Source organism: Streptantibioticus parmotrematis, from assembly GCF_019890615.1.
GTDB lineage: Bacteria > Actinomycetota > Actinomycetes > Streptomycetales > Streptomycetaceae > Streptantibioticus_D > Streptantibioticus_D parmotrematis.
In genome coordinates this window covers 18980-41016 of record NZ_JAINVZ010000027.1, presented here as the reverse complement: position 1 = coordinate 41016, position 22037 = coordinate 18980, and the positions used below count along the sequence as shown (strand labels likewise).

Sequence of the window (22037 nt, the reverse complement as noted above, 5' to 3'; positions counted from 1 at the left end):
CTGGGGACATGGCGTGGCGGAGCCACCGCGGTCCACTGGGAGCCTGCACCGAAGACCGGGCACCCGGGCCCCGTGCCGTGCGTGCCGATCCGGGTCCGAGTACACCGCTGGCCGAGGGGGCGGCACCGTCTTCGAACGAGAGGGGCCCCCACGGCCGGATGCGATTCCGGACGATAGCAGATGGGGATCAACCGGCTTTACCCGCCCCTTATACGCCATCGCCGGGCTCCGTCTTCACCAGGTCCGCGTCCCGCTTGGCCGGCACGGAGGGCTTGGGGTCGACGTAGAGCATGCGGCTGGTGAGGGTCTGCTTGACCTGTCCGCCCACCCAGGAGAGCGCGGTGACCAGCAGGCTGATGCCGAAGGCGCGGGGGCTGAAGAGGGTGGTTCCGCTGAAGACGACGATGAAGACGCCGATGACCAGGATCTGCACCGTGTAGACCAGGAGGCCGGCCATCATGGCGGCCTGGGGGCGGTCCTGCGTCAGGCGCATCACGGCCCAGGAGCCGAGGCCGAAGAAGACGGCGACCACGGCGAGCGCGACGGCACCACCGATCAGGCCCTTGCCGCCCGCGACGAGCGCGCTGACGACAGTGGCGATGATTCCCACCGGGGCGGCGACGATCGCGGCGCCCCGGAGGATCCGGGCGTCGTTGGACTGCATGGGGGGCAGCTCCGGCGTGGGTCGGGGGCGGGTGGCGCGTGCGTGCCTGGACGAGCGTCGGCCCGGGCGGCGGGCCGGTGTGTTGATCGAGGATAAGGCCGGGCGGGGCGCCTCCCGTCCCGCGGTCGGGAGGCGGGAGGACCGCGGCCGCACGACCAGTGCTGGGGATTCCGCCCTGGCCTTCGGCTCACGTCCTGGCTTTCGTGAACGGTATCACAAACTATTTGATGAGGTCTTTACCTACATCGTGTGCTCACTGTCACACTTGGGGGCTACAGATGAGCGCTTTCGGCTGACCGCCGTCCGGAGCAGCCGGTTCGTCCGGATGGCCGCGCTTTGTCACCTGACGCTGGTGACGCTCTGTCGCTCGGTCTGGGGCGTGCGGTCACCGATCGCCGTCGCGCCGTGCAGTCCGGTGAGCGTCCCGGCCTCGCGGGGCGCGGCATCGGCGGCGGCGTCGGCATCCGTCGCGGCAGCGGCGGCCGCCCGGGCACCGGCCCGGTAACGCGGCGGCAGGAAGCCCTCGGCCCAGCGCGGGGCGCGCGGCTTGAAGCGCGGGGAGAGCAGCACGACCAGGCCGAGCCCGCTCAGCACCACCACGACCAGCAGGATCCACATGCTGGAGGAGCGGGCCGAGAACGCGACCGTGCCGAACGCGATCAGCGCCGACCAGAAGTACATGATCAGCACGGCCCGGCTGTGCGAGTGCCCGATCTCCAGCAGCCGGTGGTGCAGGTGGCCGCGGTCGGCGGCGAACGGCGACTGCCCGTTCCAGGTGCGGCGCACCACGGCGAGCACGAGGTCGGCGGCCGGGATGGCGATCAGGGTGAGCGGGAGCAGCAGCGGGATGTAGACCGGGACCATCTCGTGCACGGTGCTGCGCAGCGACCCGGTGGTGTTGGTGATGACGTCCGGGTCGACCTGGCCGGTGACCGAGATCGCGGAGGCCGCCATGACCAGGCCGATCAGCATCGATCCGGAGTCGCCCATGAAGATGCGGGCCGGGTGGATGTTGTGCGGCAGGAAGCCCGCGCACATGCCGACCAGGATGGCGCTGAACAGGGCCGCGGGCGCCGCCTGCTCGACGCCGTAGCCGAACCACAGCCGGTAGGCGTACAGGAAGAACGCGATCGCGGCGATGCACACCATGCCCGCGGCCAGGCCGTCGAGGCCGTCGACGAAGTTGACCGCGTTGATGGTGATGACGACCAGCGCCACCGTCAGCAGCGTCGACTGGATCGGGCTGAGCGCGACCGGCCCGACACCGGGCACCGGCAGCCACAGGATGGTGAGCCCCTGCATCACCATCACACCGGCGGCGATCATCTGGCCGCCGAGCTTGATCAGCGCGTCCACGCCCCACTTGTCGTCCAGCACGCCCAGCAGCCAGATCAGCCCGGCGCCCGACAGCAGGGCGCGCGGCTCGTTGGAGAGCTTGAAGACGTCACTGAGGTTGGTCAGCTGCGAGGCGGCCAGCAGGCCCGCGCACAGCCCGCCGAAGAGCGCGATGCCGCCGAGCCGGGGCGTGGGCTCGCGGTGCACGTCGCGGGCGCGGATGGCCGGCATCGCCCCCGCGGCGATGGCGAACTTCCGCACCGGGCCGGTCAGCAGATAGGTGACCGCCGCTGCGACGCAGAGTGTCAGGAGGTATTCGCGCACGGTGTCACACCTTATTCGCCTCCGAGCGGGGAGCGTGAACAAAGATGAGGACACACAGGAACCGCGAACGGTTGCACGTCGTCTTCACACAGCTCACGTCCGTCCCGCCGGGCGCTGCGCACCGAGCGCCGCAGAGCGCTCCGTGCCGCCTCCCGGATAGGGCGGGAAAGCGCAGGCCAGGGCGGCCGCGTCGGCCGCCACCCCGGGCTCCTCGCGCAGCGCGCGGGCCACCAGGGAGGCGATCTCGGTCATCTCCCGCTCCCCCATGCCCTGGGTGGTGACGGCGGCTGTGCCGAGTCTCACGCCGCGCACCAGGCCGGGCGGGGCGGGCGGGCGCAGGTCGCCGGGGAGCGGCACCTTGTCGAGGTAGATCCGGGCGGCGGCGCACCGGCCGCGGGCGACGAGGCCGCCGCCGGGGCACAGCGCGGTGACGTCCGCGGCGACCAGGTGGGTGTCGGTGCCACCGGTCTGCGGGGCGATGTCCTCGGCGGCGAGCGCGGCGGCCAGTGCGCGGCCGTTGTCCATCGTGCGCCGGGCGTACGTGCGGAACGCGGGGCTCGCGGCCTCGCCGAGCGCCACCGCGGTCGCCGCGACGGTGTGCATCTGCGGCCCGCCCTGGGTGAACGGGAAGACCGCGCGGTCCACCCGCTGCGCCAGCTCCGCCCGGCACAGCAGCAGGCCGCCGCGGGGTCCGCGCAGCGTCTTGTGGGTGGTGGCGCACACCACGTCGGCGTACGGCACCGGGCTGGGCGCGGCGCCCCCGGCGACCAGGCCGAGGGTGTGCGCGGCGTCGACCACGAGGTAGGCGTCCACCTCGTCGGCGATCGCACGGAAGGCGGCGTGGTCGAGGTGGCGGGGGTACGCGATGGAACCGGCGACGATCGCCTTGGGGCGGCGGGCCAGCGCCAGGTCGCGCACCTCGTCGTAGTCGATGAGCCCGGTGGCCGGGTCGACGCCGTACCCGGCGAAGTCGAACCAGCGGCCGGAGAAGTTGGCCGGGCTGCCGTGGGTGAGGTGGCCACCGTGCGGCAGCGACATCGCCAGCACCGTGTCGCCGGGCACCAGGAGGGCCGCGTACGCCGCCAGGACGGCCGAGGAGCCCGAGTAGGGCTGGACGTTGGCGTGGTCGGCGCCGAAGAGCGCGCAGGCCCGCTCGACGGCGATCCGCTCGGCGAGGTCGACCAGTTCGCAGCCGCCGTGGTGGCGCCGGCCGGGGTAGCCCTCGGCGTACTTGTTGGCCAGGGGCGAGCCGAGGGCGGCGAGCACGGCCGGGGAGGCGAAGTTCTCGGCGGCGATCAGCTGGAGGCCGGCCGTCTGGCGTTCGTACTCGGCCAGCAGCACTCCGGCCAGTTCCGGGTCCTGGGCGCGCAACGCCTCGAAGTCGGCGACCTGCGGCCCGTACGTGGCGGCGGTGGCGCGGCTGGGCGGCCGACTGGGCTGGGTGGTCCTGGCAACCGTCATAACGGCCGCTCCCGGCGTGCGTGGGGGTACGGCCCCCGGCGGGGCCATGGACCAACTGTAGGCGTGCGGGGCGGGGCGCGCGCTGTGGCCGTGCTCCGTTCAGCGGTCCGGCGGGGCGCGTGTCGTCAGGAGTGCGCCGGGGCGGGCACGCCGGTGAGCGCGGTGACCACCGGGTCGAGCGCGGTGTGGATCTCGGCGCCGATGTGCCGGAAGACGGTCACCGGGGCGCCGTACGGGTCGTGGACCTCGTCGGCCTCGGCGCTGGGTGCCAGCAGCCAGCCGCGCAGCGCGGCGGCGGCCCGCACCAGCGCGCGGGCGCGGTCGATGACGCCGCCCTCGGGCAGCGTCGCGGGGTCTATGGCCCGCACCAGCCGGGTGAACTCCTTGAGCGTGAAGGTGCGCAGGCCCGCGGCGTGGCCCATCGAGATGACCTGGGCGCGGTGGTCACGGGTGGCGGTGAGCACCAGGTCGGCCTCGATGACGTGTTCGTCGAGCAGCTCACGCCCGCTGAAGCCGGCCGGGTCGGCGCCGTACTCGGTCAGCACGGTGGCCGCGTGCGCCTCCATGGGCGCGCCGACGTGCCCCCAGGTGCCCGCGCTGCGCACCGCGATCTGCTCCGCCCCGGGGCCGAGCCTGCGGCGCAGTTCCATGCGGGTCAGCCGCTCGGCGATCGGCGACCGGCAGACGCTTCCGGTGCACACGTACAGCACCCGGAAGCGGTCCGCCCCGAAGGCGCCGCCCTCGGTGTCCCGGGTGTCCCGTCGCGCGTCGGGACCGGTCAATTCGACTCCTCCAGGTCGGGCACGACCTTGCGCAGTTCCTCGGCGCTGAGCGCGCCGGCGCGCAGGAGGACCGGCACCGGGCCGGTGACGTCCACGATGGAGGACGGCACGGCCGCCGGGGTCGGACCGCCGTCGAGGTAGACCGAGACCGAGTCGCCTAGCATCTCCTGCGCGGCGTCGCAGGTCTGCGGCGACGGGTGGCCGGTGAGGTTGGCGCTGGAGACCGCCATCGGGCCGGTCTCGGTGAGCAGTTCGATGGCGACCGGGTGCAGCGGCATGCGCACGGCGACGGTGCCGCGCGAGTCGCCGAGGTCCCAGGCGAGCGACGGCTGGTGGCGGGCGACCAGGGTGAGCGCGCCGGGCCAGAAGGCGTCGACGAGTTCCCAGGCCTTCTCGGAGAAGTCGGTGACCAGGCCGTGCAGCGTGTTGGGCGAGCCGACCAGCACCGGGGAGGGCATGTTGCGGCCGCGTCCCTTGGCCTGGAGCAGGTCGCCGACCGCCTCGGCGGAGAACGCGTCGGCGCCGATGCCGTAGACGGTGTCGGTGGGGAGCACCACCAGCTCGCCGCGGCGCACGGCGGAGGTCGCCTCGCGCAGCCCGGTGGCGCGGTCGGCGGCGTCGGAGCAGTCGTAGCGGCGAGCCATCAGCGTTCCTCCAGGGGGGCGTGCGGTGCGGTGGGGCGCGCGGTCACGGGGTCGCCTTCCGGGCGGTCGTGAAGCGGGGTCGGTTGTTGAGGTCGCGGTGGTCGGCCGCGTCGGTCCACCCGGTCTCCTCGTTGAAGATCCACGGGACCTGGCCGCCCTGGGTGTCCGCGTGCTCGATGACGACCAGGCCGCCGGGGCGCAGCAGCCGGTGCGCGGTGCGCTCGATGCCGCGGATGGTGTCGAGGCCGTCCTCGCCGGAGAACAGCGCGAGTTGGGGGTCGTGGTCGCGCGCCTCGGGGGCGACGTACTCCCACTCGGTGAGCGGGATGTACGGCGGGTTGCTGACGACCAGGTCGACCTGGCCGTTCAGCTCGGGCAGCGCGCTCAGCGCGTCGCCCTGGTGCAGCACGACACGGGAGCCCTCGACGTTCCTGCGGGTCCAGTGCAGCGCGCCCTCGTCCAGCTCGACGGCGTGCACGCGCGAGCGCGGGACCTCCTGGGCGAGCGCGAGCGCGATGGCGCCCGAGCCGGTGCACAGGTCGACGATGAGCGGTTCGGCGACGTCCATCGCGCGCACGGCGTCTATCGCCCAGCCGACCACCGACTCGGTCTCCGGCCGGGGCACGAACACCCCCGGGCCCACCTGGAGTTCGAGGTAGCGGAAGAACGCGCGGCCGGTGATGTGCTGGAGCGGCTCGCGGTTCTCGCGCCGCGCCACGGCCTCCCAGTAGCGGGCGTCGAAGTCCGCGTCGGGCACGTTGTGCAGCTCGCCGCGCTTGACCCCGTGCACGTACGCGGCCAGCTCCTCCGCGTCGAAGCGCGGGGAGGGCACGCCGGCGTCGGCCAGCCGCTGGGTGGCCTGCGCCACCTCGGCGAGCAGCAGGTTCACGGCCCTAAGCTCCTTCTCCTGGGCGGACGTACGAGGCGTCGCTCACTGGGCGGCGGCGAGCTTGGCCGCCGAGTCGGCGTCGACGCAGGCCTGGATGACCGCGTCGAGGTCCCCGTCGAGGACCTGGTCCAAGTTGTACGCCTTGAACCCGACCCGGTGGTCCGAGATCCGGTTCTCGGGGAAGTTGTAGGTGCGGATGCGCTCGGAGCGGTCGACCGTGCGCACCTGGCTGCGGCGGGCGTCGGACGCCTCGCGCTCGGCCTCCTCCTGGGCGGCGGCCAGCAGCCGGGAGCGCAGGATGCGCATCGCCGACTCCTTGTTCTGCAACTGGCTCTTCTCGTTCTGGCAGGAGACCACCAGGCCGGTGGGCAGGTGCGTGATGCGCACGGCGGAGTCGGTGGTGTTGACCGACTGGCCCCCGGGGCCCGAGGAGCGGTAGACGTCGATGCGCAGGTCGTTGGGGCCGATCTCGACCTCGACCTCCTCGGCCTCCGGGGTGACCAGCACGCCCGCGGCGGAGGTGTGGATGCGGCCCTGCGACTCGGTGGCGGGCACGCGCTGCACCCGGTGGACGCCGCCCTCGTACTTCAGGCGGGCCCAGACGCCCTGGCCGGGCTCGACGGTGCCGCGCGCCTTCACGGCGACCTGCACGTCCTTGTAGCCGCCCAGGTCGGAGCCGTTGGCGTCGAGGATCTCGGTCCGCCAGCCGAGGCGCTCGGCGTAGCGCAGGTACATCCGCAGCAGGTCGCCGGCGAACAGTGCGGACTCCTCGCCGCCCTCGCCCGCCTTGACCTCCAGGATCACGTCCTTGTCGTCGCTGGGGTCGCGCGGGACCAGCAGCAGGCGCAGCCGTTCGGTCAGCTCCTCGCGGTGCCGGTCCAGTTCCTTGACCTCGGCCGCGAACTCCGGGTCCTCGGCGGCCAGTTCACGGGCGGTCGCGCTGTCCTCACCGGTCTGCTTCCACTCCCGGTAGGTGCCGACGATCGGGGTCAGCTCCGCGTAGCGCTTGTTGAGCTTGCGCGCTTCCGCCTGGTCGGCGTGGACCGCCGGGTCGGCAAGCCGCGTTTCGAGGTCGGCGTGCTCGCCGATCAGTTCCTCGACCGCCTCGAACATCTTCGGGTTCCCTCGTGGGTGACGGGATGGAGCGGGATTCAAACGGGATGGAGCGGGATTCAAACGGGATGGGGCAGGGACGACAAACGCCGGTTCCGGCCGCCCCGCGACGGGGACGGCCGGGAACCGGCGTGCGGGCCGCTACTTCTTGGCGGAACCGGCGTTCTTGCCGAAGCGGGCCTCGAAGCGGGCCACGCGGCCACCAGTGTCGAGGATCTTCTGCTTGCCGGTGTAGAAGGGGTGGCAGGCCGAGCAGACGTCGGCACGGATGGCGCCGTCGGTCTTGGTGCTGCGGGTGGTGAACGAGGCGCCGCAGGTGCAGGTGACCTGGGTCTCCACGTACTCCGGGTGAATGTCGCGCTTCAAGGGTGCTCCTAGGTTCGGGAGGGCGCCGGGTCGAGGCGCGGGATTGCGCATCGTGAACCGGGGCCAGCGGACCAGTCTGCCAGGACAGGCCCGTACTCCCCAAACCGGGTGGACGCCCGAAGTATTCCGCGGGGCCCCGCGCCCGCCCCGACGGGGGCCGCGTGCCTGGTCAGAGGCGTACGGTCGGCGGCCCGCGGGTCAGTGGCCCGCTGTCGTGGACCGGGAGGGCTGCGGGGTGACCACGCCGCCTGCTCCGGCGTTCGCGCCCGCCGAGCCCTTGGTGGCGGAGGCCGGGACCGGCTTGTCGGCGCGCAGGGCCGCCCACACCTGGTCGTCCTGGGAGGTCAGCGGGACGACGCGGTTGGGGTCGGTGGGGTCGTAGTTCACCGGCATGGTGACCATGTTCAGCCCGCCCGCGCCGATGCCCCGCAGGCTCTGCGCGAAGCCGACCAGCTTGCCGACCGAGGCCAGGCCCGAGTCGGTGGTCAGGGCCTTGGTCGCGGTGTCGGCCATGTCGTAGAGCTTGGCCGGGTCGGTCAGGAGCCCGGCGTCGCCGGCCCGGCCGATCAGCGCCTTGACGAAGGCCTGCTGGAGCTGGATGCGGCCCAGGTCGCTGCCGTCGCCGACCGCGTGGCGGGTGCGGACCAGGCCGAGCGCCTGCTCGCCGTCGAGGGTGTGCCGGCCCGCCGGGAGGTTCAGGTGGCTGTCGGGGTCGTCGATGGCCCTGGTCGTGGTGACCGGGACGCCGCCCATGGCGTTCACCAGGTTCTTGAAGCCGGTGAAGTCCACCTCGACGTAGTGGTCCATGCGGATCCCGGTCATCGACTCGACGGTCTTGACCGCGCAGGCCGGGCCGCCGGTGGCGTAGGCGTCGTTGAACATGTCGCCGCTGCGGGCGGGCGCGGTGCCGCCGCCGGGCAGCTTGCACGCGGGCCGGTCGACGAGGGTGTCGCGGGGGATGCTGACCACGGTGGCCTTCTTGTGGCCCGGGTAGACGTGGACGATCATCGCGGTGTCGGAGCGGGCGCCGCCCTCGTCGTGGCCGTACTCGCGGTTGGCGCCGGAGCGGGAGTCGGAGCCGAGGACCAGGATGTCCATCGATCCGTTGTCCACGTTCGCCGGGCGGTCGGTGCCCAGCTCGGCGTTGATGTCCACGCCGGTGAGGTTGCCGTTGAGCTTGTAGTACAGGAAGCCGGTGCCCGCGCCGCCCAGCGCGACCAGGCCCGCCAGGGACCACACGGCGATCTTCCAGCCCCTGGAGCGCGGCTTGCGGCGTCGGCCGGGGCCCCGCAGCGGGAGCCCGCGGCCGGCGGGTATTCGGTCGCCCGGGGCGTGCTGTCCGCTCCCGGGCTCGGGCTGGTCCGTCATGGGCTTCGCCTCTCGCCTCGGTTCGCTTATGCCCCCATATCCGGAATTCAGATATGACCTGTTCCGATGGGGACGACGTCCCATCCTCAAGGCCCGGTTCCCGGCCCCCGGAATCGCCCAGGAACCATGAAGGCCCGTATCCGCCCTGGTCAGAGCGGATACGGGCCCGTGGGCCGCACCGGTGCGGTGTGGCATTAATCTCCCGGGGCGCCCGGTACGCAACGGGACGAACCGGAACTACCGGGTGGGGAGCGCAGAGGTCAGCTCAGGTGGTAGCCGCTGTAGCCGGAACCCACCTTGACGCGGGACCCCAGGGGGTGCGAGGCGCTTCCGGTGCCGGGGTAGAGCCACAGGTTGCCGCTGGAGTCGCGGGCGATCAGGTCGGAGTGGCCGTCGCCGGTCATGTCGCCGTTCGAGACGTACGCGTTGTACATGCTGAAGCCCCAGCCGATCTTCACGCGCGAGGCCAGCGGGTGCGAGGCGACTCCGGTGCCCTGGTAGAGCCAGAGGTTGCCCGAGGAGTCCTGGGCCAGCAGGTCCAGCTTGCCGTCGCCGGTCAGGTCGCCCTTGCCGAAGACGTTCGCACCGTAGATGTTCCAGCCGGTGCCCAGCTTGACGCGGGCGCCGAAGGTGCCGTGGCCGGTGCCGGGGTAGAGCCAGAAGTTGCCGCTGGAGTCGGCGGCCAGCAGGTCCTGGTAGCCGTCGCCGTTGAGGTCGCCCGGCACCAGCAGGAACTTCATGGCGTTCCAGCCGGCCCCCAGCTTGGTGGCCACCGTCTTCTTGGCGGTCAGGTCGTAGTGCTGCCAGTAGAGGGTGCCGTCGTCGGTGCGCACCAGCAGGTCCTGGACGCCGTCCCGGTCGAGGTCGGTCTGGCGCACCAGGTTGACCCCGCTCCAGTCGCCCAGCGTCTGCCGCGGCCCGAACGAGGTGCCACGGGAGTCGTACTCCCAGCCCTGGCCCTTGGTGTCGATGGCGAACATGTCGGCCCGGCCGTCACCGCTCAGGTCGGTGTCGTCGATGCGCGGTTCGGTGGCGCCGACGTACGTGCTGAGCTTGGTGAAGACGTCGTACGAGCCCTGGGCCACGCAGTCCTTGGCGCCCCAGGAGACGATGCCGACGATGCGGCCGTTGACCACCAGGGGGCCGCCGGAGTCGCCGTTGCAGGCGCCGACGGTGCCGGTGTCGGAGCCGGTGCCCGGGTTCCCGACGCAGGTCATGTCACCGGGGACGTAGCTGCCGCCCCAGTACGACGAGCAGGCGGAGTCGGCGTCGATGGGCACCGTGGCGCTCATCAGCGACTGCGAGATGTCGTCGTTGGCGGAGGTGGTGCGGCCCCAGCCGTAGATCTTCGCCTGGGTGCCCGCCTTGTACGACGTGGTGTCGTCGGAGGTGGTGATGGGCAGCGGCGTGACGTTGATCGGGGAGGGCAGCGTCAGCACGGCGACGTCGTTGTCGGCGCTGTTGCCGTCGGCGCCGGCCTTGAACGACGGGTCGCTCCACTGCCGCCACACGCCGGTCACCGTGCCGCCGTGCAGGTCGCTGGTGCCACCGCTGGTGGTCGGGACCTGGTCGGTGCCGTAGACGACGGCGCCGTGGGCATTCCAGTCGTAGCCGGACACGCAGTGCGCGGCGGTGAGGATCTTGGTGGGCGACACCACGGTGCCGCCGCAGAAGAAGCTCACGTCGTCACTGGTGTCGGTGGTGCCCTTGTCGTCGTCGTACCACAGCTGCACCATCCAGGGCGCGGACGAGATGCTGGTGGCCGTGCCGCCGATGACGTCCGGGGCGGCGGTGCCCGAGGACCGCGGCTTCGCGTGCGGCGCGGCGGTCCCGGCGGTGGTGAGCGCGCCGTGCACGCGGGCGGTCAGCTGCGCCTGGGAGGCGGCGGCGTGCGGGTGCGCGCCGATGTCGTCCGGCAGCGTCGCCGCGTCGGCGGGAGCCATGAGGAACGCACCGGCGCCGCCGATGAAGAGCGTGGCGGCGGCAGCGGGCACCGCGATGCGGGCCCGGCGGCGGTGCTTCCCGCGTCTGGCAGGTTGGGACACTCGGTCTCCTGATGCGTTGAGCGTGATCGTAGGCCGATCGGCCAGGGGACCTGAGCGTCGTGCGGAAGCACGCCGGGCATGGCGAAGCCTGCGCCTCGACGGGCGCGCTTCGCTCGAATCGGTGTTCCCCCCGGGTCGGCGGGCCGATCTTACGCGCACATGCCATGAGGCGACAGAGGGTGCGGGAAAGGGCTTGCCCTGCACGACGACGCCCCCGCCACGGCGTGCGTGACGGGGGCGTACGAGTGTCGCTGACGGCCCGTCAGTCGCCGTTGCCGGGCGTGGTCTTGGCGATCTGCATCAGGAACTCGCCGTTGGACTTGGTCTGCTTCATCTTGTCCAGCAGCAGCTCGATGGCCTGCTGCGAGTCGAGCGCGTGCAGCACCCGGCGCAGCTTCCAGGTGATCGCCAGCTCCTCGCTGCCGAGCAGGATCTCCTCCTTGCGGGTGCCGGACGCGTCGACGTCCACCGCGGGGAAGATGCGCTTGTCGGCGAGCTTGCGGTCGAGCTTGAGCTCCATGTTGCCGGTGCCCTTGAACTCCTCGAAGATCACCTCGTCCATCCGCGAGCCGGTCTCGACCAGCGCGGTGGCCAGGATGGTCAGCGAGCCGCCGTCCTCGATGTTGCGCGCGGCGCCGAAGAACTTCTTCGGCGGGTACAGCGCGGTCGAGTCGACACCACCGGACAGGATGCGGCCGGAAGCCGGCGCCGCCAGGTTGTAGGCGCGGCCCAGACGGGTGATGGAGTCCAGCAGCACGACCACGTCGTGACCCAGCTCCACCAGGCGCTTGGCGCGCTCGATGGCCAGCTCGGCGACGGTGGTGTGGTCCTCGGCCGGACGGTCGAAGGTCGAGGAGATGACCTCGCCCTTGACCGACCGCTGCATGTCGGTGACCTCTTCGGGCCGCTCGTCCACCAGGACGACCATCAGGTGGCACTCGGGGTTGTTGTGCGTGATGGCGTTGGCGATGGACTGCATGATCATCGTCTTGCCCGCCTTGGGCGGCGAGACGATCAGACCGCGCTGGCCCTTGCCGATGGGGGCGACCAGGTCGATGATGCGCGGGGTCAGCGAGCCCGGCTCGCTCTCCAGCCGCAGCCGCTCCTGCGGGTACAGCGGGGTGAGCTTGCCGAACTCCGGGCGGCCCCGGCCGGTCTCCGGGGACATCCCGTTGACCGAGTCCAGTCGCACCAGCGCGTTGAACTTCTCGCGCCGCTCCCCGTCCTTGGGCTGCCGCACCGCGCCGGTGACGTGGTCGCCCTTGCGCAGGCCGTTCTTGCGGACCTGGGCGAGCGAGACGTAGACGTCGTTCGGCCCGGGCAGGTAGCCGGAGGTACGGATGAACGCGTAGTTGTCCAGGATGTCCAGGATGCCGGCGACCGGGATCAGGACGTCGTCCTCGGCGACCTGCGGCTCGTTCGCGAAGTCCTCGCGGCCACGACGGCCACGGCGGTCGCGGTAACGGCCGCGGCGGCCACGGCGGCCACCCTCGAAGTCGTCCTCGGCGGTGTCCTCGCCCCGGCGGTCGCGCTGCTGGCGGTTGCCGTCGCCGCCGCCCTGGGCGCCGCCGTCCTCGCCGCGGCGCCGGTCGCGCTGGCGGCGCTCCCCGCGCTCCTGGCGGTCGTTCTTGCCGCCCTGACCGCCCTGGCCGCGGTCCTGGCCCTGCTGGCCCTGGCCGCGGTCCCGGCGGCCCTCGCGGTCGCCCTGGCCCTCGGAACGGGCGGCGTCGGCGTCGTCCTTGCGGTCGGCGCGCTCGGCCTTGTCGCCGCCGCGCTCGGCCTTGTCACCGCGCTCGGCCTTGTCACCGCGGTCGGCGCGCTCGGCCTTGTCGGTGCGGGCCTCGGCGGCCGGCTTGGCGTCGGCCTGCGGCTCCTCGGCGGCGCGGCGGGCGCGGCGCTCGGCGGGCTTGTCACCGGCGGGCTGGCCGGGAATGTCGATCTGCTGCTGGCCCTCGGCCGAACCGGCCTTGGCGGCGTCGGCGGACGCGGCCTCGCCGGTGCGCGCCCGGGAGGTGGCGCGGCGCTTGGGCTTGTCGGCGGGGGCGTCGGCGGCCGGCGCGGCGGCGGTGCCGCCACCGCCTGCCTGGCGCTCCTTGATGACCTCGATCAGCTGGCCCTTGCGCATCCGCGCGGTGCCCTTGATGCCGAGGCCGGAGGCCACTTGCTGCAGCTCGGCCAGCACCATGCCCTCAAGGCCGGTGCCTGTCCTGCGGCGCCGGGTGGCCGTACCAGTGGCAGCACCGGTGGCAGGCGCGGCATCGGACGCGGCGGCAGCGTTCTCTGCGCGTACGCCCATCAGATCGGTGGTGTCGCTCACGAAGGGTCCTTCCCTGGAGCGGGCGTCGGCCAGATCGGCTCGGCGACCGGTTGTGCTGTCCGGATTCGGGTCTCGTGTGCTGCCCGGATCCGGGGCGGTGTGCCGCCTGATGGCGGCGGAGAAATTACTGCGTGGTTTCGGTGCGGACGCCGGTCACACAGGGGTGGCATCGCGCTCGCGCCGACTCCGGAGCGTGCTCGGCACTGCGAAGGCAGGCTGCTCAGGCAGTGTGGGAGGCTCCCGGAAGAGTGGTGGTCCCGAGACGGGACACTGAGCACCGGGCCCATCGGGCTCCGTGTGCAGACTTGAGATTAACACTACCTGATCCAACTAATATTCCCCCTCTCCACGCCCGGCAATCGTGCGACGGATCCCGTGCCGGTCACGTGGGCGGCCCCCGCCGCCTCCGCCGGGCCACGCGCCGGGCGGCTCCCCGGGGCTCCCCGGAATCCGCCGGCCGGCCTCGCACGGGGCGTGCTGCCGCCGCGAGCGGTTCTTCCCTTCCGGGCCACCGGCTCAAACCCCCGTTCCCTCAGACAACGGCACCCCCGGCGCCGTCCCGTCCGGCGCCCGCCAGCGGCAGGACTCCGGCCCCCGAGATGTCCAGGGCAAGCCGGTTGGCGGCCCACCCCGGTCCGGCCAGGGCGGCGACCTTCTCGGCCGAGCCCTCGTCGGTCAGTGCCAGCACGGTGGGCCCGGCACCGGAGACGACAGCGGGCACGCCGTCCGCCCGCAGACGGCCCACCAACGCCACGCTCTGCGGCATCGCCGGGGCGCGGTACTCCTGGTGCAGGCGGTCCTCGGTGGCGGCGAGCAGCAGTTCGGGACGCCGGGTCAGGGCTTCCACGAGCAGCGCGGCACGGCCCGCGTTGGCGGCGGCGTCGACGTGCGGCACGGTGCGCGGCAGCAGCCCGCGCGCGGTCTCGGTGAGCACCGCCTTGGCCGGCACGAAGACCACCGGGACGACGGAGGCGGCCGGGTCCATCCGGATGGCCCGCGCGGCCCCGGACTCGGTCCAGGCGAGCGTGAACCCGCCCAGCAGGCAGGCCGCGACGTTGTCGGGGTGGCCCTCGATCTCGGTGGCCAGTTCCAGCAGCGCGGCGTCGTCGAGCTTGTCGGGCCCGCCTATGGTCACCGCCCGGGCGGCGATGATCCCGGCGCAGATGGCGGCGGAGGAGGAGCCGAGGCCGCGGCCGTGCGGGATGCGGTTGGCGCAGACCACCTCCAGGCCGCGCGGCTGGCCGCCGAGCAGGTCGAACGCGGTGCGCAGGGACCGTACGACCAGGTGTTTCTCGTCGCGGGCCAGGGTGTCGGCGCCTTCGCCCGCGATGTCCACGTGCAGGCCGGAGTCGGCGACCCGGACCACGACGTCGTCGTAGAGCCCGAGCGCCAGGCCGAGGGCGTCGAATCCGGGGCCGAGGTTGGCGCTGGTCGCGGGGACGCGCACACGGACGGCGGCGGCGCGGAAGGCGGGACCGGCCATCGGTCGATGACTCTCCTTGTAGGGCAAGTGCGTTGCCACCCTGGGGCCTTGGCGTGACGGCCGTACGGCGCGATGAGGGCGGTTCCGTCCGGCACCCGGGACAGCGGTGGGCGGACGGGCCGGACGATGCCGGTGGCATGGTCCGGGGGACGGCACACTGCGGCGCCGATGGGGTCAGCCTATCGAAGGAAGGTTGCGTGGCGACATAGGGCGCACGCGGGGCGCACGGTGCGTGTCGCGCTCTGCCGTATGCACCGGGGCGTCCGACGGGTTCCGGTGCACACGGCAGTGCGGCGTGGCGTCAGGCCAGGCCGAGGCGTTCCGCCGCCGCGTCCGCGTCGACCGGGACGGTGATGGGCTGCGGGGCTCCGGCGACCGCCCAGTCGGGGTCCTTCAGGCCGTTGCCGGTGACCGTGCACACCACACGCTGGCCCGGGTCGAGCCTGCCCTCCTCGGCCGCCTTGAGCAGTCCGGCCACCGAGGCGGCCGACGCGGGCTCGACGAAGACGCCTTCCCGGGAGGCCAACAGGCGGTAGGCGGACAGGATCTGACGGTCGGTCACCGCTTCGATGAGGCCGCCGGACTCGTCGCGCGCCGCCTCCGCGAACTTCCAGGACGCGGGGTTGCCGATCCGGATCGCGGTGGCGATGGTCTGCGGGTCGCGCACCGGCGCGCCGTTCACGATGGGCGCAGAACCGGCCGCCTGGAAACCCCACATGCGGGGGGTACGCGTCGACATGCCGTCCGCCGCGTACTCGCGGTAGCCCTTCCAGTACGCGGTGATGTTGCCCGCGTTGCCCACCGGGAGCACGTGGATGTCGGGCGCGTCGCCGAGCGCGTCCACGATCTCGAACGCGGCGGTCTTCTGGCCCTCGATGCGGACCGGGTTGACCGAGTTGACCAGCGCCACCGGGTACTTCTCCGACAGGCCGCGCGCGAGGTCGAGGCAGTCGTCGAAGTTGCCGTCCACCTGGAGGATGCGCGCGCCGTGCACCAGCGCCTGGCCCATCTTGCCCAGCGCGATCTTGCCCTGCGGCACCAGCACCGCGCACACCATCCCGGCGCGCACCGCGTACGCGGCGGCCGAGGCGGAGGTGTTGCCGGTGGAGGCGCAGATGACCGCCTGCGCGCCCTCCTGCTTGGCCTTGGAGATGGCCATGGTCATGCCGCGGTCCTTGAAGGAGCCGGTGGGGTTGGCGCCCTCGACCTTCAAGTGGACGTCGCAGCCGGTGCGTTCACTGAGCAGCTGCGCGGGGACGAGCGGGGTGCCACCCTCCAGCAGCGTGACCACGGGGGTCTCGGCGGTCACCGGAAGCCGGTCCCGGTACTCCTCGATGATGCCGCGCCACTGATGGGTGCCGGACATTCGAGGGCGGTCCACTACAGCGTTCATGGGTTACTCCCCTTCCACACGCATGATGCTCGCGACGCCGCGCACGGTGTCGAGTTTCCGCAGGGCCTCGACGGTCGCCGACAGCGCGGCGTCGGGCGCCCGGTGGGTGACGACGACCAGCGAGGCCTCGCCGCCCTCCCGCACGCCGCCCGTGCCGTCCGCGGCGACGCCGTCGGCGCCGCGGTCCCTGCTCTGCTGCCGCACGGTGTCGATCGACACGTCGTGCTCGGCGAAGACGGTGGCGACCTGGGCCAGCACACCGGGCTTGTCGGCCACGTCCAGGCTGATGTGGTAGCGGGTGACCACCTCGCCCATCGGGCTCACCGGCAGCCGGGTGTACGCGGACTCCCCCGCGCCGGTGGTGCCGGCCAGCTTGTTGCGGCAGGCGGCCACCAGGTCGCCCAGGACCGCGGAGGCGGTGGGCGAGCCGCCCGCGCCGGGACCGTAGAACATCAGCTGCCCGGCCGCGTCGGCCTCCACGAAGACCGCGTTGTACGCCTCGCGCACGCTGGCCAGCGGGTGGCTGAGCGGGATCATCGCGGGGTGGACGCGGGCGGTGACCGACTTGCCGTCGGCGCTGCGGTCGCAGATCGCCAGCAGTTTGACGGTGCAGCCCATGCGTTTGGCCGACGCGATGTCGGCCGCGGTGACCTCGGTGAGGCCCTCGCGGTGCACGTCGCCGATGGTGACGCGGGTGTGGAAGGCGATCCCGGCGAGGATGGCGGCCTTGGCGGCGGCGTCGAAGCCCTCGACGTCGGCGGTGGGGTCGGCCTCCGCGTAGCCGAGCGCGGTCGCCTCGTCCAGCGCCTCGGAGTATCCGGCGCCGGTGGAGTCCATCCGGTCCAGGATGAAGTTGGTGGTGCCGTTGACGATGCCCAGCACGCGGTTGACCTTGTCACCGGCGAGCGACTCGCGCAGCGGCCGGATCAGCGGGATCGCCCCGGCGACCGCGGCCTCGTAGTAGAGGTCGACGCCCGCCTTGACGGCCGCCGCGTGCAGCGTGGCGCCGTCGGCCGCGAGCAGCGCCTTGTTGGCCGAGACCACGCTCGCGCCGTGCTCGAACGCGGTGGTGATCAGGGTGCGCACCGGCTCGATGCCACCGATGACCTCGACCACCACGTCGATGTCGCCGCGTTTGACCAGCGCGGTGGCGTCGGTGGTGATCAGCTCGGCGGGCACGCCCTGGCGCACCCGGTCCGGCCTGCGCACGGCGATCCCGGCGAGTTCGACGGGGGCGCCGATGCGCGCTGTGAGGTCGTGCGTGTGCGTCGTCATGATGCGCGCGACCTCAGAGCCCACCACTCCACAGCCCAGCAGCGCCACCTTCAGCGGACGCGTACGCATCATCCGACCTCGATTCCTACGAACACCTGCGTGTGCGGGCGCGGCGGCCCGCTCCGGTACCGGGCCGCGGCGGCCCGTTGTGGGACCAGTCTCACCCACCGGACGGGACTTTCCGTCCTTTGTCCAGGATCCGAGACCAAGATCTTGCTAGCCGATATCGAGACGCAGGAGATCCTCCTCCGTCTCGCGCCGGACGATCACCCGCGCCTGCCCCTCGTGCACCGCGAGGACCGGCGGGCGCAGCGCGTGGTTGTAGTTGCTCGCCATCGAGCGGCAGTACGCGCCGGTGGCCGGGACCGCGATCAGGTCGCCGGGCGCGACGTCGGCGGGGAGGAAGGCGTCCTTCACCACGATGTCGCCCGACTCGCAGTGCTTGCCGACCACCCGGGTCAGCATCGGCTCGGCGGTGGAGGCGCGGGAGACCAGGCCGACGCTGTACTCGGCGTCGTACAGCGCGGTACGGATGTTGTCCGACATCCCGCCGTCGACGCTGACGTACGTGCGCAGGCCCCGCAGCGGCTTGACGGTGCCGACCTCGTAGAGCGTGAACGCGGTCGGGCCGACGATCGCGCGGCCCGGCTCGACCGAGATGCGCGGCACCGCGAGGCCTGCCGCCGCGCACTCCCGGGTGACGATCTCGCGCAGCGCGGCGGCGATCTCGGCGGGCTCGCGCGGGTCGTCGTCCGAGGTGTACGCGATGCCGAGGCCGCCGCCGAGGTCGATCTCGGGCAGTTCGACGCCGTGCTCGTCGCGTACGTCCTTCAGCAGGCCGACGACGCGGTGCGCGGCGACCTCGAAGCCGGAGGTGTCGAAGATCTGCGAGCCGATGTGCGAGTGGATGCCGATCAGCTCCAGGCTGTCCAGCTTGATCGCCCGGCGCACCGCCTCGGCCGCCTGCCCCTCGGCGAGCGCGATGCCGAACTTCTGGTCCTCGTGCGCGGTGGCGATGAACTCGTGGGTGTGCGCCTCGACGCCGACGGTGACCCGGATCTGGACGCGCTGGCGCCGCCCGAGGCGCTCGGCGATCCCGGCGACGCGGGCGATCTCCTGGAAGGAGTCGAGGACGATGCGCCCGACGCCCGCCTCGACGGCGCGCTCGATCTCGCGGGCGGACTTGTTGTTGCCGTGCAGCGCGATGCGATCGGCGGGCATGCCCGCGGCGAGCGCGGTGGCGAGTTCGCCCTCGGAGCAGACGTCGAGGTTGAGGCCCTCCTCGGTCAGCCAGCGCACGATCGCGCGGGACAGGAACGCCTTGCCCGCGTAGAAGACGTCGGCGTCCCTCCCGAACGCCTCGCGCCAGGCACGGCAGCGGGCGCGGAAGTCGGCCTCGTCCATGACGTACGCGGGCGTGCCGAAGCGCTCCGCGAGTTCGGTGACCTTGACGCCGCCGACGGTGGCGACGCCGTCCTCGCCCCGGGCGACGGTACGGGACCACACGCGCGGGTCGAGGGCGTTGAGGTCGGTGGGCGGGGCGGTGTAGTGGCCCTCGGGCAGCACGTCGGCGTAACGGGGTCCGGCGGGGTGGGCGGAACGGCTCACGGTCTTACGTCCTCAAACGTCGGTCACAGGTGGTCGGGGGCGCCGATGCCGAGCAGGGCGAGGCCGCCGGCCAGCACCGGGGCGGCGGCGTCGGCGAGCGCCAGCCGCACCCGGTGGGCGGCCGAGGGTTTCTCGTCGCCGAACGGGAGCGCGGGGCAGGCGTCGTGGAAGTCGAAGAAGGCGTCGGCGGTGCTCTCCAACGCGCGGGCGAGCCGGTCGGGCGCGCGGTCGCGGGCGGCGGCGGTCACCACGCGGGGGTGGTCGGCGAGCACGGCGAGCAGGGCGAGTTCGGCGGGGTGGCCCGGGGCGCCGTCGGCGGGGGTGATGCCGAGGGCGGCGGCGCCGCGCAGGAGGGCGTGGGCGCGGGCGTGCGCGTACTGGATGCGGAAGAGCGGGTTGGCGTGGCGCTGGGAGAGCAGGACGGCTGGGTCGAGGGCGGGGGTGTCCCGCGCGGGCGGCCGCACGAGGGCCCAGCGCAGCGCGTCGGCGGTGAGTGCGGGGAGCGGCGTCGGCGCGGGCCGTACCCGGACCGGCGCGGGCGGCCCTTCGTGGGCTCCGCAGGCGCGCAGCATGCGGGTGAGCGCGTCGGCGACGGCGGCCGCGCGGGGCTCGCCGTCGTGGACGGGCGTGAGGTGGAGGTCGCCGAGGGTGGCGCGGGGGCCGGGGTGGGCGCGTACCGAGGCGAGCAGGGCGGCGCGGGCGGCGGCGTCGAGGGTGACGTTGAGGAAGCCGGGGGGCGCGACGGCGACGCGCGCGAGGCCGGGAGCGCCGGTGAGCCTGCGGGCCAGGGCGTCGGCTACGTCCAGCGGCTTGAGTCCCGCGGCCTTCGCCAGCCGCAGCGGGAGGCTGACCGCGTAGTCCCCCTCGGCGGCGTCCCGGGGGCGGGCGATGTCGACGCGGTCGGGCACGGCGACCCCGAGCTCGCCGTCGTCGACGGCACACCGCACGGCGCGCCGGACGGCGAGGGAGAGGTCTCCGGGGGTCACGGGACCAGCGTAGGTGAGGTGGGGGGTGCGAGGGCGAACCGGTTTCGAGGGGTGGACGCGGGGCGGGGGCTGCGCGGGGCTCAGGTCTGCGCGACGGGGGCGGCCGGGGCGGGCGCCTCGCGGGCCGGGCGCCGCCGCATCAGGTCGTGCACGAGGCGCACCAGCTCGGCGGGCTCGAACGGCTTGCCGAGGAAGGCGTCGACCCCGGCGCGTTGACCCCGCTCGATCTCGGAACGGCCGCAGGCGCTGACGATCGCGAGGGGAAGGTGGGCGGTACGGGGGTCCGCCCGCAGGCGGGCGGCGGTGCGCAGGCCGTCGAGCCGGGGCATGACCACGTCGAGCGTGACGACGTCGGGCCGGACGCGGTGCACCGTCTCCAGGCACTCCACACCGTCGGCCGCGGTCACGACCTCGAAGCCCTCCAGCTCGAGGTTGACCCTGATCAGCTGCCGGATGACCTTGTTGTCGTCCACGACAAGCACCCGGCCGGGCGCGCCCTGCACAACCAGCAGCGTAGGCGCGCGACGGCGGTTGCGTCCGCGTTTTACCCACTTCTTCCCCGACCGGGCGCACCTCCCCGGGCCTGCTGCGTCTCCCTCCCCACCCCCTCCCCACCCCGCGAAAACCCCGTCACGGGCATGGTCGCGAAGCTGGTAGGGTTCTACCCGTCGCCGCAAAGCGAACGACACGCCCCCGTAGCTCAGGGGATAGAGCAACGGCCTCCGGAGCCGTGTGCGCAGGTTCGAATCCTGCCGGGGGCACTTCGTCAGTGAGTGCCACAAGACCCCACCGTCAGCGAGTCCGCTGAATGTGGGGTCTTCGCGTGTGCGCGGGCGGATGCGGCGCAAGGTGCGGGCGGCCGCCAGGACCACGTGATGACCCGGGGCCCTTTCGCGACCACGGCGCGTAGGCCGACGGCCAGCAGGACAGGGGCTGAGGGTAGGGACCCCGGCGGGCGCGCCGCCGTCAACGAGAGGGAACCCATGCCCACTTGGCCCGAGGCTCTTTCCGTGGCCTCTCCGGCAATTGCATTGGCGTCTACGTTCTTCGTACGCCGCTCCAGCCGAATCGCAAGAGAATCCCTTGAGTTCACCCGTAGAACCGGCCAGGCAGCATACGAAACGGCTCGAAGCTCCCACACCCCCTCGGTGAACCTGTTTCTCACCGGGCTCGAACACAGAGCAGCGACAGCACGTGACCTTCCTGGCCTTCTCGGCGCTGAAGCATGCAGGTGGGTCCGGGAGTGGGACCAGGAAAGCCTTGAGGTGGTCATAGAGGGAAGGCTCGTCAACACCCATCCATGCGAAATGCTTCTCACTCTGCGCGACCACGAGGACTCGGGTCGTAGGATTTGGTACACGCACCGGAACCAATCGGTCTTCTTGCTCGACGGCGAGGAAGTAGACCTTGGGCACGCGATTTTGCGACCCGAGCAGGAGGTGTCGTTCACCTGGATCGATCGCAGGCCGAGGGAGGAATGGGTAGCGATTCACAATCTGCACGAGCGGAACAGGTGGAAGGACCCAGAGCTTGAGCTCCCGAAGCTCACCGCGCTGGAAACCGTAAGAGCGATCCTTCGCCGCCAATCGTCCGAATGGGCAAGGGAGTCGAAAGTGAAGCGCTCCGGATTCCGCATCGTATGCGAACCTCGCACAAGTCAACGAGTCGCAACGGTCTGGAGCGCAGAGGTGATCCAGCCGCCCATTCGAACCGCCGGCAGAGACGAAGACGGAGCCATTGTCTTCGAAGCGCGGAAGGAATCCGTCACGGGCCCACTGGATGATCGCATCGTTCACTATCGAGCCGACTTCGACCCCACCCTGGCGCTCGTGATGACGCCGAAGCGTCGGCGTCTTTCCGGACGCCTGTAGACGGGCATGCCGGCTCGCAGCACCCGGGACGCCGTGCCGCGGGAGCCAGTTGCCGGGATTGGCGGTTGCGCGCCGGGCTACGACGGCCGCCCCCACCTCGGCGGCGCACGCCT

Annotated in this window: 18 protein-coding genes and 1 tRNA gene; 2 read left to right on the top strand and 17 right to left on the bottom strand. The window is 72.5% G+C overall.

Annotation, left to right across the window (positions count from 1 at the left end; translation table 11 throughout):
- Positions 1-208: 208 nt before the first annotated feature.
- From K7472_RS28000 to K7472_RS27920, 17 genes are all read right to left on the bottom strand, one after another.
- Complete coding sequence (locus K7472_RS28000) at positions 209-664, bottom strand: hypothetical protein (RefSeq protein ID WP_222981370.1); 456 nt, start codon at positions 662-664, stop codon at positions 209-211.
- A 339-nt stretch (positions 665-1003) separates the two neighbouring features.
- Entirely contained in the window at positions 1004-2323 is a 1320-nt protein-coding gene (locus K7472_RS27995) for an MraY family glycosyltransferase (RefSeq protein ID WP_222981369.1), read from the bottom strand.
- Positions 2324-2416: 93 nt separating this feature from the next.
- Entirely contained in the window at positions 2417-3784 is a 1368-nt protein-coding gene (gene glyA / locus K7472_RS27990; protein ID WP_222981368.1) for a serine hydroxymethyltransferase, read from the bottom strand.
- Between the two features lie 125 nt (positions 3785-3909).
- On the bottom strand, positions 3910-4566 hold the full coding sequence (locus K7472_RS27985) for an arsenate reductase/protein-tyrosine-phosphatase family protein (RefSeq protein ID WP_372458107.1): 657 nt from the start codon (positions 4564-4566) through the stop codon (positions 3910-3912).
- Positions 4563-5210, bottom strand: coding sequence for an L-threonylcarbamoyladenylate synthase (locus tag K7472_RS27980; protein ID WP_222981367.1), 648 nt, complete (start codon positions 5208-5210; stop codon positions 4563-4565). The genes K7472_RS27985 and K7472_RS27980 overlap by 4 nt, the downstream gene beginning before the upstream one ends.
- Positions 5211-5253: 43 nt before the next feature.
- Complete coding sequence (gene prmC, locus K7472_RS27975; RefSeq protein ID WP_222981366.1) at positions 5254-6099, bottom strand: peptide chain release factor N(5)-glutamine methyltransferase; 846 nt, start codon at positions 6097-6099, stop codon at positions 5254-5256.
- A gap of 42 nt (positions 6100-6141) precedes the next feature.
- Positions 6142-7212 (bottom strand): peptide chain release factor 1, encoded by a 1071-nt coding sequence (prfA, locus tag K7472_RS27970; protein ID WP_222981365.1) that lies wholly within the window; start codon positions 7210-7212, stop codon positions 6142-6144.
- Between the two features lie 141 nt (positions 7213-7353).
- Positions 7354-7578 carry a 50S ribosomal protein L31 gene (rpmE, locus tag K7472_RS27965; RefSeq protein ID WP_109452169.1) on the bottom strand — a complete coding sequence of 75 codons (225 nt, stop codon included), beginning with the start codon at positions 7576-7578 and terminating at the stop codon, positions 7354-7356.
- A 198-nt stretch (positions 7579-7776) separates the two neighbouring features.
- Entirely contained in the window at positions 7777-8946 is a 1170-nt protein-coding gene (locus K7472_RS27960; protein WP_222981364.1) for an LCP family protein, read from the bottom strand.
- 260 nt (positions 8947-9206) lie between these two features.
- The gene (locus tag K7472_RS27955) at positions 9207-10991 is read right to left on the bottom strand and encodes a trypsin-like serine protease (protein ID WP_222981363.1); all 1785 of its coding nucleotides are present in this window, start codon (positions 10989-10991) and stop codon (positions 9207-9209) included.
- Between the two features lie 262 nt (positions 10992-11253).
- Positions 11254-13308 (bottom strand): transcription termination factor Rho, encoded by a 2055-nt coding sequence (gene rho, locus K7472_RS27950; RefSeq protein WP_222981362.1) that lies wholly within the window; start codon positions 13306-13308, stop codon positions 11254-11256.
- Between the two features lie 532 nt (positions 13309-13840).
- Positions 13841-14791, bottom strand: coding sequence for a homoserine kinase (gene thrB / locus K7472_RS27945; RefSeq protein ID WP_222981361.1), 951 nt, complete (start codon positions 14789-14791; stop codon positions 13841-13843).
- 301 nt (positions 14792-15092) lie between these two features.
- The gene (gene thrC, locus K7472_RS27940) at positions 15093-16184 is read right to left on the bottom strand and encodes a threonine synthase (RefSeq protein ID WP_222981360.1); all 1092 of its coding nucleotides are present in this window, start codon (positions 16182-16184) and stop codon (positions 15093-15095) included.
- A gap of 3 nt (positions 16185-16187) precedes the next feature.
- Positions 16188-17531, bottom strand: coding sequence for a homoserine dehydrogenase (locus tag K7472_RS27935; RefSeq protein WP_222981359.1), 1344 nt, complete (start codon positions 17529-17531; stop codon positions 16188-16190).
- A 144-nt stretch (positions 17532-17675) separates the two neighbouring features.
- On the bottom strand, positions 17676-19067 hold the full coding sequence (gene lysA, locus K7472_RS27930) for a diaminopimelate decarboxylase (protein WP_222981358.1): 1392 nt from the start codon (positions 19065-19067) through the stop codon (positions 17676-17678).
- A 23-nt stretch (positions 19068-19090) separates the two neighbouring features.
- Complete coding sequence (gene nrtL / locus K7472_RS27925; protein WP_222981357.1) at positions 19091-20053, bottom strand: ArgS-related anticodon-binding protein NrtL; 963 nt, start codon at positions 20051-20053, stop codon at positions 19091-19093.
- Between the two features lie 80 nt (positions 20054-20133).
- Positions 20134-20556: a response regulator gene (locus tag K7472_RS27920; protein ID WP_222981356.1), complete on the bottom strand. Its 423-nt coding sequence runs from the start codon at positions 20554-20556 to the stop codon at positions 20134-20136.
- 186 nt (positions 20557-20742) lie between these two features.
- On the opposite strand from K7472_RS27920, the gene K7472_RS27915 reads away from it, so the two are divergent.
- Positions 20743-20814 (top strand) — tRNA-Arg (locus tag K7472_RS27915).
- 387 nt (positions 20815-21201) lie between these two features.
- Positions 21202-21924, top strand: a complete 723-nt coding sequence (locus K7472_RS27910; RefSeq protein WP_222981355.1) for a hypothetical protein — start codon at positions 21202-21204, stop codon at positions 21922-21924.
- Positions 21925-22037: the final 113 nt, after the last annotated feature.